We start from the raw sequence: 13,122 nt of genomic DNA on the forward strand, positions 1-13,122 counted from the left end.
TATGAGAAAACTTTTATTGATAAAATACGCTTCAGAAATATTTTTAAAGGGACTTAACAGAGGAAAATTTGAAGCAAAATTAAAGGACAATATAAGCAAAGTGCTTGAAGGTGTTAAATATGAATTCTTAAATGACCAGGGCAGATGGTTCATATACGGCGAAAATTTAGAAGAAACTCTTGAAAAGGTAAAGAGGGTCTTCGGAGTAGCAGAAGTATCCATAGTTACAGAAGTGGAACCTACTTTGGAGGCTATTTCAGAGCAGGCTATCATAGAAGCGAGAGAAAGTAGTGCTTCCACCTTTAAGGTTGAAGGAAAAAGAGCGGACAAGAGCTTCCCTAAAAATTCAATGGAATTGGCAGCCTATGTGGGAGGGCAAATACTTAGGAATGTAGAAGGATTGAAGGTTGACATACACAACCCTGAATGTGTGGTAAATGTGGAAGTAAGAGGAAAAGCTTATGTTTATTCTAAAAGAATAAAAGGTGAAGGTGGACTTCCTTATGGCATGAACGGAAGCACTATGCTCATGCTTTCAGGAGGTATAGATTCCCCTGTTGCTGGTTACATGATGGCTAGAAGAGGCGTTACCTTAAACTGCGTATATTATCACAGTCATCCCTACACCAGCGAAAGAGCTAAGGAAAAGGTTAAAGATCTTGCTAAAATACTCAAGAGCTATACAGGAAATGTGAATCTTTATGTGGTACCTTTTACAGATATACAGATGTCCATAATAGATAAATGTCCTGAAAATGAACTTACCATAATAATGAGAAGGTTTATGATGAGGGTAGCCTGCAAGCTTGCAGATCAATTAAAGATAGATTCCATAACCACTGGAGAAAGCATAGGCCAGGTGGCAAGCCAGACCATGGAAGGACTCATAGTTAGTACGGATGTAGCAGATAGACCTGTATTCAGACCATTGATAGCTACTGATAAGACAGATATAATGGATATTTCAAGAAAGATAGGCACCTATGATACTTCCATACTGCCTTACGAGGATTGCTGTACTATATTTGTTCCAAAGCATCCTAAGACTAAACCAAGACTTGATATAATTAAGTCTTCTGAGAGTGTATTGGAGATAGATCAATTAGTGGATGATGCTATAAAAAATATGGAAGTATACGAATTATAAATCGTAAAATGAAAAAACCCTAAGGCTAAATTAAAAGTTCCTAGGATTTTTTATTCCGCTTTAAATATCTTAAGTGTAAATAAAAATACATTGCGCTAGAATATATGTTCGTATATAATATTTATGATATATGAATTTTTATTATGGGGATGTATGTTTATGGAGAAATTATATGACCGAATTATATTTCATGTTGATGTAAATTCAGCTTTCCTTTCCTGGAGCGCTGTGGATATGCTGAAAAAAGGTGAGAAAATTGATATAAGGAATATTCCTTCCGCTGTAGGAGGAGATGAATCAACTCGTCATGGAATAATTCTGGCAAAGTCTACTTCAGCTAAAAAGTATAATGTAACTACCGGTGAATCAATATATACCGCAAGACAAAAATGTCCTCAGCTTTATTTAGTGCCGCCGGATCATAAGCTATATAGAAAATTCAGTAATGAAATGATGGAAATATTAAAGGAATACACACCTGTCATAGAGCAATATTCTATAGATGAATGCTTTCTTGATATCACAGGTATGAGAAAAACTTATAGAGAACCTCTAAAAGTGGCATATGCTTTGAAAGAAAGAATAAAAAAGGAATTGGGTTTTACAGTAAATGTTGGCGTTTCAACTAATAAGCTGTTGGCAAAGATGGCATCGGAACTAAAAAAGCCGGATAAGTTAAATACACTTTTCCCAGATGAAATAGAGGAAAAAATGTGGAAGCTGCCCATAGAAGAATTATTCATGGTTGGAAGAGCCACTGTTCCTAAATTGAAAGCTATAGGTATCTATAAAATAGGAGATTTAGCCAGCTATGATATAGACATATTGAGAAGAAAGTTTAAAAGCTATGGGAATCTTCTTTGGAATTATGCTAATGGCATAGATAATTCAAAGGTGACTCCTCAGGAGCCCTCAGATATAAAAAGTATAGGAAATTCTACAACCTTAGCTGTAGATATAAAAGATACAGAAAATGCTCGTAAAGTAATAATTTCTCTATGTGAAAGCGTAGGAAAAAGGCTTAGAGAAGCTGAAAAATTTGCAGATGTTGTACAGATATCTCTAAAAAATGATATGTTTATAGTAGCTTCAAAACAGAAAAAATTAAAATATAAAACAGACTGCACTCAGGACATTATAAAAGAAATTTTTAATTTATTTCAAGGATTATGGAAGGGGGAACCCTTAAGGTACATAGGGATAAGCGTCTCAGGTTTATCCACTTCAAAAATAAGTCAATTATCTTTTTTTGATGATGATAAAATGGAAAGAAAGCAGAAGCTAGATAAGACAATAGATGAAATAAGATCAAAGTATGGGAGTGATTCATTAGTGAGATCGAGTCTCTTAAATAAAAAGCTCTAATTAATTTTGTAATCTTTCTTAATAAAAACTTAAGAATTGTGTAATACATTTGTAGGTGTATTGTATCCATTTTGTAACAACTTATTTTTTCTTCTGATTTAAAATTATAGTATAGCAATTATACAAGATATTTATTTATATTTTATTTGTTTGTCTGACTTAGACAAATGGTTAATATTTTTAGCATTTAATATTGAAAATGCACAGAGAAATATTTACATATTTTGCGGAGATAAAATAAATAATTTTTGGGAGGAAAAATAAATGCAGTTGGTAATGGATAAGGTACAGGATAGATTGTTTGAACAATTGTATAGTGAATATAATAGAGTAGTATATAATTATATTTATATGTCAATAAAGGATCAGTGGAAGGTGGAAGATTTAACTTCCGAGGTGTTCATAAAAGTATATAGGCATAGAGATAAGATAAATGATGTTCAAAAAAGCGGTAAATGGCTCATAACAATAGCACGAAATACACTGATCGATTATTATAGAAAATCTTATAAAGAAGAGCCTTGCGAGGAAATATTCCTAGAAGGCGTAGATGAATGCGGATATGAGGATATAATAATAAAAGATCAATTCTCTTCCATAAAAAGTTTGATAATGCTTCTTCCTGAGGATGTAAGAAAAATGCTTATAATGAGATTTTATTACGGCATGAAGTTTAAAGAGATAGGCCAAAGAATGAATTTGACAGAAAATGCTGTTAAATGCAGGGTTTCCAGAACTATAAAAAAGCTGCATGATATGCTTCCGGAAGAAGAAAAAATTTGCTGTTAAATAAAAAAAACAGCAGATAAATTCAGAATATATGCAGCAATACTGAATAATGAGAGTGCAACATATTATATGGAGATAAATATTTCTGTATAAATATGTTGCATTTTTTATTATATTGCTTAAAATTAAATTGTGTTATAGTAGTGTTTTTCAAATATAATCTATTAAATACTCATAGTTTTTGTGATAGAATGAAAATGCAGATGTCTATGCGCCCATGGAAGGATGATTAATATGTTATTTAAAAAAATAAAAATAGAAGATAAAGATATTATAGATAAATATGTGGCAAAGCATAAATTTAAGACTTATGAATATTCCTTTACTACTTTATATCTCTGGAGAAATATGTGCAATGTAGAATATGCAATAGTTGATGATGTACTTATAATAAAAAAGCAGCAGGTTGGCAAAGGCGAATACTTTATGGTGCCAGTAGGCTGCGATAAAGAAAAATTGCCGGAAATAGTGGAAAAGTTAAAAGAATATAAGAGTAAGTCCTATGATATGCAAAATTTATTTAGAGATGTGGAAGAAGATTTTGTAGAAGAATTTAAGGATATTTATGGAGACAAGGTCGAATACATGGAAGATATAGATAATTTTGATTATGTATATGACACTGAAAAGTTAATTAATTTATCTGGTAAGAAGTACCACTCCAAGAAAAATCACTATAATACCTTTGTATCCACTTATTCTTATAAGATAGCTGATATGAAGGATGAAAAAGTTGCAAGAGATTGCATCGAATTTGATAAATTTTGGAATGAAAATAAAAATTCTTCTACCGCTCAGCTGGATTATGAACTAGATGGTACCATAGATTTAATTGAAAATAGGCATGCTTTAGATATAGAAGGTATGGCTGTATATGTGGATGATAAAGTGGTTGGCTTTACAATAGGAGAAAAAATGAATGAGGATATGGTAATTATCCACATTGAGAAAGGTGATTTTAATTATAAAGGTGTTTACGCATTTATAAACAAAACTTTTCTCGAAACATATTACAAGGATGTAAAATGTGTGAATAGAGAAGAGGACTTGGGTGTAGTTGGCTTAAGAAAGGCTAAAAGTTCTTATCACCCAGTAAAACTAGAAAAGAAATTTATTGTGAATATATTATAAAAAGCTGTGTTTTAAAAGGAGCTGAAATGTAGATGAGAGGTCTGTTAAAAGGAGACAAAGTAATTCTGGAAGCCTTAAGAGAAGAAGATCTGGATGTAGTAAACAGATGGTTTAATAATGTAGAGTTTTTAAGGCATTACGATATGATACCAGCAGTAACCCAAAATAAAAAAGAAGTATCTGAAATGCTTGAAGAATTTGAAAAGAGTAATGAAAGATATATATTTGGCATAAGACTGAAGGAAGACCATAGGCTGATAGGAATATTAGGCTATGATGATATAGTATGGGCCAGCGGTTCAGCGTTCCTTTTTATAGGAATAGGAGAATATGATTTTCATGGTAAGGGACTAGCTAAAGAGGCGCTAACCTTGCTCTTAGATTTTGGCTTTAGCGAGCTAAACCTTCATAAAATACAACTGAATGTGCTCCAATACAATGAAAGAGCTATAAAATTATATGAAGCCTGCGGATTTGTAAAGGAAGGAACCTATAGAGAATATATCTATAGGGACTCCCAAAGATATGATATGTATCTATACGGCATTCTTAAGACGGAATGGCAGCAAAATGCAAGAAAAAATTCATAGATTGCATAAAAGTGATAAAACTCTGTAAAATAACAATTTATTACTGCAAAAGTTGCAATGATAATAGGTTAAATATTCAATATTGTAAAAATTGATATTTTAATTCCCCAATTAGTGTGATAGAATAAGTCTATTAAAATATTGGGGAATTTTTTTATTGGGGGGCATTTTATGGAAGATAAATTATATTTAGAAAAAATTAAATACTACAGTGATTTGGCAGAAAAAAATAATTTTATAGATCAAGAATACTATTCTGCCTACAATGTTAAAAGAGGGCTGAGAAACAGTAATGGTACAGGAGTATTAGTTGGCTTAACCAAAATAGGAAATGTTCATGGCTATATAATTGATGAAGGAGAAAAAATACCTATAGAAGGAAAATTGACCTACAGAGGCATTGACATTAAGGATATAGCAGCTGGTTTCCAAAATGAGAAGAGATTTGGATATGAAGAAGTTTGCTATTTGCTGCTTTTTGGTGTACTTCCTAATGCTGAGGAATTGAAGGAGTTTAAAGAAATTCTTGGTAAGAATAGAAAATTGCCTTATGGTTTTGTAGAAGATATGATTCTTAAAGCACCTAGCAATGATATAATGAACAAGCTTATGAGAAGTATACTAGTGAGCTATTCCTATGATAAGAATCCAGATGATGTATCTGTTAAAAATGTTCTTAGGCAAAGCATTGAGCTTATAGCACAGTTTCCTAGTATGGTAGCCTACGCTTATCAGGCTAAAGCCCATTATTATGATAATAAGAGCCTATTCATACATTCTCCTCAGGAAGAATTGTCTACTGCTGAAAATATATTGTTTATGATAAGACCAGATAACAAATATACGTCAATTGAAGCGGAGATACTTGATTTAGCTCTAGTTATACATGCTGAGCATGGAGGAGGTAACAATTCCGCCTTTTCAACTCATGTGGTTTCTTCCACGGGAACTGATACTTATTCAGCCATTGCCGCTGCTGTAGGAGCATTAAAGGGTCCTAAGCATGGTGGAGCTAATATAAAAGTTATGGCTATGATGGACTATATAAAAAGCAGATTAGAGGATTGGGGAAATAAAGCACAAATAGAAAATGTGCTTAAAGATATATTGGACAAAGGTTCCTTTGACGGTTCTGGACTAATATATGGTATGGGGCATGCCATATATACTATATCTGACCCTAGAGCTCAGCTTCTAAAGGAAAAGGCAGCAATTCTAGCAAAAGAAAAAAATAGACTGGAAGAATTTAATTTATATAAGACTATAGAAGAAACTTCTATTTCAATATTTAAGGAGAGGCAAAACAGATCTATAGCTGCTAATGTGGATTTTTATTCAGGCTTTGTTTACGATATGCTTAATATACCTAGAGAAGTATACACTCCTATATTTGCTGTGGCTAGAGTGGCAGGATGGTGCGCTCACAGAATAGAACAGCTGGTTAGTGAACCTAAAATTATCAGACCAGCATATAAGAACGTAAGCAGAAGAGAAAAATATAAAAATATCAATGATAGGTAAGATTTATTGATAAAATGATAAAAGTTTGAAAATTTATATGCGGTGTTGAGAAAAAACAAAAAAATGTTGTTAAAATAAAAAAAGTATAGTATTATACTAATGTTATTTATAAAAATAAATTTTTATGTATAATTATACTGGGGTTTGTATCTAATCTATAAAAAGGGGTGTCTATCATGAAAAAAATATTATCCTTGTTAATGGTGTTAACCGTAGGAACTGCTATTATGGCAGGATGTTCGAAGAAAGATCAGTATGCTAACAGTTTAGAAAAGGTTCAAAAAACTAAAAAAATTACTATAGGAATAGATCCTACATACCCTCCTATGGAATTTAAAGATGAATCTAATAAGTTAGTGGGATTTGATATAGAAATGGCTACAGATGTCGCTAAAAAGCTTGGAGCTACTCCAGAATTTGTACCTACATCTTGGGATGGAATTTTTATGTCTCTTAAATCTAAAAAGTTCGATGTTATACATTCTAGCGTAAGTGTAACTGATGAAAGAAAAAAGGAAATGATATTTACACAATCTTATGTAACTGGCGGAGCTACTATATATGTTAAAAAAGGCGGCCCATCAATAGTTACTACGGATGATTTAAAGGGTAAGGTAGTTGCCTGTCAGTCCGGAACTACAGCTGAAGATGCTCTTTCAAAGCTTAGCGGCATGAAGGAAGTAAAGAAGTTTGATGCTATGACCGATGCTTTCCTTGATCTTCAAAGCGGCAGAGTAGATGTGGTAGCTTCCGATCCAATGGTTGGTGACTATTATGTGAGCAAAGACCCGACTAAATATGAAAAGGCAAAGCTTGTTTTAGCTAAAGAAGACATAGCCGTAGCTTTCAGACCAGAAGAGACAAAGCTTAGAGATGAATACGATAAGGCAATTAGCGATTTAAAAGCTGACGGAACTCTTTCAAAGCTTTCTGAAAAATGGTTTGGCTACGATATTTATAAATAAGTAAGTATAAAGTAGTATATCCAAGTTCAAGGTTAAAGTGAAGAACTGAAAATCATACGGGGTTTATTTTCGGTTTAGATTAACACTGAACTTGGATATGTTTTATAAAGCAGTATATGTTAAAACATTCCTGCTCAGCTAGTTCAAATTTTTACGGAATAATATATTAATTTATATATGGGGGACGATTGTATGAGTATTGACATTGCAAAGGCAGTGCTTCCTTTACTGCTCAAAGGTACAGTTTATACTATAGAGCTTACTTTATATTCAATAATATTAGGAAGCATACTTGGAGTATTTATAACTTTAATGAGAATATCAAACAATAAAATTTTAGCTTCGATAGCATCAATCTATAATTGGATATTTAGAGGAACACCTCTATTGCTTCAAATATCTTTTTTCTATTTTGGTCTTTATTTTGTAGGAATAACGATGACTACCATGGAAGCAGCAATTTTAAGCTTAAGCTTAAATTCAGCAGCTTATATGTCTGAAATAATAAGAGGTGGAATATTATCTGTGGACAAGGGTCAGTTTGAAGCATCTAAGGCATTAGGCTTTGGATATTTCACCACTATGAGAAAGATAATACTGCCTCAGACTATAAGAGTTATAATTCCATCCGTAAGCAATCAATTTATAGGACTTTTAAAGGATACTTCCTTAGTTTCCGTAATAGCCTTAGAAGAGCTTATGAAAACTGCAAGTCTTCAGGTTTCAGCAAGAGCTGATTTTACACCTTATATAATGGCAGCAGTTATATATTTAATACTTACGAGCATGTTCAATGGCATTTTCTCCTTAGCAGAGAAAAAGCTATCTGTGTACTAGAAAAGGAGGGCTAAAGATGTATATTGTAGAAGCAAAGGACCTTTGCAAAAAATATGGGGATTTAACCGTATTTGAAAATCTTAATATAAATGTGGCAAAAGGTGAAGTGTTAGTAATAATAGGACCATCAGGCTCAGGTAAGAGTACATTTTTAAGATGCTTAAATCATATTGAAGTAGCAGACGGCGGAGAAGTAGTGGTTGAGGGAAAAGCTCTTAAGGATATGCATAAGAAGGAAATAAGAAAAACTATTGAAAAAATGGGAATGGTTTTTCAGAACTTTAATTTATTTCCGCATATGACAGTGTTAAAGAATATTATGGAAGCACCTATATCCGTTAAAAAAGAAGAAAGAAAAGTAGTAGAGGAAAGAGCTGTTAAACTTTTGGACAAGGTTGGTCTAAAGGATAAATGTGATGTATATCCTTCCAAGCTTTCTGGTGGACAGAAGCAAAGAGTTGCTATAGCTAGAGCATTGGCTATGGAACCAGATATCATGCTTTTTGATGAACCTACATCCGCATTAGATCCAGAACTTGTAGGGGAAGTTTTGAATGTTATGAAGCAGCTGGCTAATGACGGAATGACCATGGTGGTAGTTACACACGAAATGGGCTTTGCTAGAGAAGTGGCTGACAGAGTAATATTCATGGATGGCGGTAAGATAGTAGAGCAGGGAACACCAGAAGATATATTCACAAACCCTAAAGAAGCAAGAACAAAAGAATTTTTAAATAAAGTTCTTTAAATTGGATATGCTCTAAAGGATTATCTTATATGCAGATTGTTAGCATTTAAGATAATCTTTTTTAATGGCTTATTTTAAATCAATATTGATTAATTGGCTAATTATGACAAAAAGTGTTGATTTAATTGTAACTTATAAATGTACATTTGATAAATTTGTAAATGCATATCGAGATATGGTATGACTACCATAAAATATAACTATATATAGGGGTGCTCATATAGCATAATATAAATATTTAATATAAGTAAACAAAATTATGATTAACTATTAAAAATACTGTAGAAATGAGTTATAATATAGTAGCATATCAATTAAACATGAAAATAATATTTTAATATATATAATTAGGTATGATTTTTATTGTGTATTTCATTGAAGGGAGGGACTGATTTACTAGCTTTATAATTTAATATTAAAGTGTTAAGTTTTATAGAGTTAATGTAAATTGGGGGAGACTTGAATCTAGATGCAACTGAAAAAAAAATCGTTTTATCAAAGCCCTTCGGATTATCATTAGTTAAAGGTGAGAATGAAACAGGTAAAAGTACAATAGCCACCTATAGAGCATTGTATTTAAAAAATAATTATTGCATTTATGACCATGAAAAAATATTAATCATATGCAAAGATGATAAAAGCTTAGCTTATTCTAAAAATGTATATGTGGAAGCACGAAAAGAAAATGATTATAATACATTATTTTCTGGCGTCAGCAGTGAAATGCCAGATTTTTTAACTATGGAAAATATCATAGATAAATATTTTGCTATGTCTAAAGATAGTAAAGATATGCCTTTTTTCACATCTGAAGAAAAGGAAAGTATTATAGCTCAGTGCGTAGAAACAGCCTGCAGCATATATAAGAACTATAATAGAATAAAATTTATCAAAAATAAAAATTACAAGTTTATATGTGAGGAAATCGATTGGATAAGATCCTGCAGCTTTAATAGCGAGGATGAATACCAAAGCTGTAAACGAGCAGGAAGAAAATATTTAGACAGTAGTTTTCCGGTTAAATTATCTAAGAATTCTACAGCAAGAAAAGCTGTCTTTCATATATACAAACTTTATGCTGATTTTTTGAAAAATAACAAAAAAGTAGATCAGATTGAAAAAGAAAAAATAGTACTTAAAGAAATTGTAGAAGGTAATTTAGCATATTACACTCATACTCTAGTTGACGATGCTCATGTTCTGACAAAGCTTCAACTGGATATATTAATAGCACTTAATATACAGAAAGCCTATTCTAGCATGATGCTTATGGTTGATCATAAGCTGGATACTTCTAATGGAGCTTGGATAGTAAAAGGAAGAAAGCTAAAGGAGCTTCAATTTAATGAAAATCCTAGAGTTTTCTATTTAAAGAAACAATCTGCTGCATCCTTACATAAGCTTGTAAGTGAAAAAAGCATTGATAGATTTTCAGCAATTGGAAATAAAAAATCGAATTATATGGAGGAATACTCCTTTACAGATATAAGATATAGAAGAAATATAGAATTTTCAAGAGATACATCTAATTTCAATGAATTGATATTAAAGGACGGACAGGATGACTTTGTATGCTCAAAAGATGAGCTTACGGTTTTGCCTGTATATAGCAACATTGCAGCAGGAGAGCCTATTACTATAAATCCAGATCTTCAGGATACCTTTTGCTTACCAAGCTATTGGATAAAGAGTATGAAGAACTGCTTCATGCTTAAGGTAAGAGGAGACAGTATGATAGGGGCTGGCATAGAAAATGGTGACTATGTAATCATAAAGAGACAAAATAGTGCTGCAGATAGAGACATTGTTGCGGTGGATATTGATGGAAGTGCCACCTTGAAAAGATTGAATTTAGGGAATAAAGAAGTGCTATTAATGCCAGAAAACGAAAAATATGAACCTATTTCCATTACAAATAAGCAAGCCATTATTCTCGGTGTTGCGTATGGTATAATAAAGCGCAAAAATTAATTAACTAATTCGGATATTTTAAATATCCGTTTTTTAAATTATCGAGGGGGGCATGAATTGTTTAATCACGGCATAGAAGCGGATATTAAGAAAAAGTTCAGCATCAAGGATAAAATAGCTTATATTTTAAGCGATAAAATGGCAGTGATAGTATTTATTATCATCTATTTGAAAAATGAAATATTTATGAATTTAATAAAGAGCTCAGGAGCTTCAAAATTAAGCTTTCAGCTGGATACTTATTCACTAATTAATTCATATATTTATATATTATTTGCACTGCTGCTTATGAGCTTTGTGTTTTTATTTAAAAAAAGGACGAGGCTATGGTTATTAGTAGCCATAAATATGGTATATTCAGTAATTTTAGTGGGAGACCTTTGGAATTTCAGAGGCTTTAACTCCTTTTTAAGTCTTCACATGCTAAGCGAGACTCAAAATTTAAATAATCTTTCCAGTGGTGTGCTTTCTATGGCAAGACCAATAGATTTAGTTTTTATACTGGATAATGTAGTTGTTGTGATATTAGCTATAATATTTAACAAAAGATATAAGACCATGGAAAAACGCAAGGGAGTGTTTTCACTAGTGTTTTCCTTTTCATTGGTAATCATATTATTTTTCCATGCAATATATGATTTCCACGGAAATAATTATGATGGACCAATGCTGTTTAAGACCCAATGGATTCCTTTCGCCACTATGAGAAATCTATCACCTCTAGGCTATCATGTTTATGATACAGCGGCATTTATAGATGACCATAGACCCTATCAGCTAAGTTCTTCCGAGAAAAAAGATATACAGAACTGGCTAGACTATAAAAATGAAGAGCTTCCTAATAATCAGTACAAAGGTATCTTTAAAGGAAAAAATCTTATAGTAATACAGGTGGAATCCTTAGAAAGCTTTATATTAAATCAAAGCTATGACAATCAGGAGATTACTCCTAATTTAAATAAAATGCTAAAAAACAGCATATATTTTTCAAATTATAATGAACAGGTGAATAATGGTACAAGCTCTGATGCAGATTTAATGACCAATGCATCTGTATATCCAGTAAGAAGAGGAAGTACATTTTTTAGATTTCCTGGCAACCAATATAATACTTTCCCAAAATTATTTGAAAGCATGGGATATTACACAGAAGCTTTCCACTCAGACTTCGGATATTATTGGAATGTAGGAAATGCTTTGATAAATTTCGGCTTTAATAAATTTACAGGCTTAGAATCCTTTCCTCAAAAGGATATTTACTACATGGGACTTACAGATAAAAGCTTTTTAACTCAGACAGCAGATATGATAGCAAATGCTAAAAAGCCATTTTATGCTTTTGCTGTAACTAGTACCTCACACATGCCCTTTGAGCCAAGAGCAGATATGAAAAGCATGAACTTACCAAAGGACTTTGACAGCACACATATGGGGGGATACTTCCAGGATTTCCACTATACTGATGAGCAGATAGGAAATTTCATAAATTCCTTGGATCAAAAAGGACTCCTTGATAATACGGTTATAGCAATTTATGGTGACCACACCAGCATTCATAAATACTATGGAGATGAAGTGGCCAATATGAAAAATAAAGAAAGCTGGTGGGGTGATGGCTGGAGAATTCCATTAATCCTATACAGCAAGGGAATGAAGGGAGAAGAAATAAAGACCATAGGTGGACAGATAGATATAATGCCGACCCTAGCTTATGCTTTTGGTATGGATAAAAGTTTATATGAAAACACCACCATGGGAAGAAACCTTCTAAATACAAATAAAAGCTATGCAATATTATCCAATGGAACAATCCTTGGCAAAGATAATTTAAATCAAAAGGATATTGATCATTTAGATCAGGCTTTTGATATCGCAGATAAGATAATAAGGACGGATTATTTTAATAAAAAGTAATAAAGAAGAATTTGAATAAAAAACGCAGAGGTGAATAAGCTTCTGCGTTTTTTGTCGTTATGTGTATTAATGTGAAGGAAAAATACGAACGATAATTGTTTATATTAAGCTCCACAGCCTGTAATATAGATACATAAAAGTAAA

11 protein-coding genes are annotated in these 13,122 nt (G+C 32.2%); all 11 read left to right on the plus strand.

The features are described from left to right. Window position 1: 1 nt before the first annotated feature. Window positions 2–1,147, plus strand: coding sequence for a tRNA uracil 4-sulfurtransferase ThiI (gene thiI / locus IAI10_RS11705; protein ID WP_315673448.1), 1,146 nt, complete (start codon window positions 2–4; stop codon window positions 1,145–1,147). A 159-nt stretch (window positions 1,148–1,306) separates the two neighbouring features. After that, on the plus strand, window positions 1,307–2,512 hold the full coding sequence (locus IAI10_RS11710) for a DNA polymerase IV (RefSeq protein WP_315673449.1): 1,206 nt from the start codon (window positions 1,307–1,309) through the stop codon (window positions 2,510–2,512). Between the two features lie 264 nt (window positions 2,513–2,776). After that, entirely contained in the window at window positions 2,777–3,301 is a 525-nt protein-coding gene (locus IAI10_RS11715) for a sigma-70 family RNA polymerase sigma factor (protein WP_315673450.1), read from the plus strand. Between the two features lie 234 nt (window positions 3,302–3,535). After that, entirely contained in the window at window positions 3,536–4,432 is an 897-nt protein-coding gene (locus IAI10_RS11720; protein WP_315673451.1) for a DUF2156 domain-containing protein, read from the plus strand. A gap of 32 nt (window positions 4,433–4,464) precedes the next feature. Continuing rightward, window positions 4,465–5,022, plus strand: a complete 558-nt coding sequence (locus IAI10_RS11725) for a GNAT family protein (protein ID WP_315673452.1) — start codon at window positions 4,465–4,467, stop codon at window positions 5,020–5,022. 171 nt (window positions 5,023–5,193) lie between these two features. Then, window positions 5,194–6,543: a citrate/2-methylcitrate synthase gene (locus tag IAI10_RS11730; RefSeq protein ID WP_315673453.1), complete on the plus strand. Its 1,350-nt coding sequence runs from the start codon at window positions 5,194–5,196 to the stop codon at window positions 6,541–6,543. Window positions 6,544–6,719: 176 nt separating this feature from the next. Beyond that, on the plus strand, window positions 6,720–7,508 hold the full coding sequence (locus tag IAI10_RS11735; RefSeq protein WP_315673454.1) for an ABC transporter substrate-binding protein: 789 nt from the start codon (window positions 6,720–6,722) through the stop codon (window positions 7,506–7,508). A 192-nt stretch (window positions 7,509–7,700) separates the two neighbouring features. After that, on the plus strand, window positions 7,701–8,345 hold the full coding sequence (locus tag IAI10_RS11740) for an amino acid ABC transporter permease (RefSeq protein WP_315673455.1): 645 nt from the start codon (window positions 7,701–7,703) through the stop codon (window positions 8,343–8,345). Window positions 8,346–8,361: 16 nt separating this feature from the next. Further along, window positions 8,362–9,093, plus strand: coding sequence for an amino acid ABC transporter ATP-binding protein (locus IAI10_RS11745; protein ID WP_315673456.1), 732 nt, complete (start codon window positions 8,362–8,364; stop codon window positions 9,091–9,093). Between the two features lie 459 nt (window positions 9,094–9,552). Then, a complete protein-coding gene (locus IAI10_RS11750; protein WP_315673457.1) occupies window positions 9,553–11,064 on the plus strand; it encodes a LexA family transcriptional regulator in 1,512 nt (503 codons plus the stop codon). Window positions 11,065–11,121: 57 nt separating this feature from the next. Continuing rightward, entirely contained in the window at window positions 11,122–12,978 is a 1,857-nt protein-coding gene (locus tag IAI10_RS11755) for an LTA synthase family protein (protein WP_315673458.1), read from the plus strand. The last annotated feature ends 144 nt before the right edge of the window (window positions 12,979–13,122 follow it).

Origin of the sequence: Clostridium sp. 19966 (assembly GCF_032335695.1) — a bacterium.
Classification (GTDB): Bacteria; Bacillota; Clostridia; order Clostridiales; family Clostridiaceae; genus JACTOJ01.

What these genes read in the sequence shown, in the direction of transcription:
- thiI (WP_315673448.1), top strand. Translation starts at nt 2, where the DNA reads ATGAGAAAACTTTTATTGATAAAATACGCTTCAGAAATATTTTTAAAG.
- IAI10_RS11710 (WP_315673449.1), top strand. Translation starts at nt 1,307, where the DNA reads ATGGAGAAATTATATGACCGAATTATATTTCATGTTGATGTAAATTCA.
- IAI10_RS11715 (WP_315673450.1), top strand. Translation starts at nt 2,777, where the DNA reads ATGCAGTTGGTAATGGATAAGGTACAGGATAGATTGTTTGAACAATTG.
- IAI10_RS11720 (WP_315673451.1), top strand. Translation starts at nt 3,536, where the DNA reads ATGTTATTTAAAAAAATAAAAATAGAAGATAAAGATATTATAGATAAA.
- IAI10_RS11725 (WP_315673452.1), top strand. Translation starts at nt 4,465, where the DNA reads ATGAGAGGTCTGTTAAAAGGAGACAAAGTAATTCTGGAAGCCTTAAGA.
- IAI10_RS11730 (WP_315673453.1), top strand. Translation starts at nt 5,194, where the DNA reads ATGGAAGATAAATTATATTTAGAAAAAATTAAATACTACAGTGATTTG.
- IAI10_RS11735 (WP_315673454.1), top strand. Translation starts at nt 6,720, where the DNA reads ATGAAAAAAATATTATCCTTGTTAATGGTGTTAACCGTAGGAACTGCT.
- IAI10_RS11740 (WP_315673455.1), top strand. Translation starts at nt 7,701, where the DNA reads ATGAGTATTGACATTGCAAAGGCAGTGCTTCCTTTACTGCTCAAAGGT.
- IAI10_RS11745 (WP_315673456.1), top strand. Translation starts at nt 8,362, where the DNA reads ATGTATATTGTAGAAGCAAAGGACCTTTGCAAAAAATATGGGGATTTA.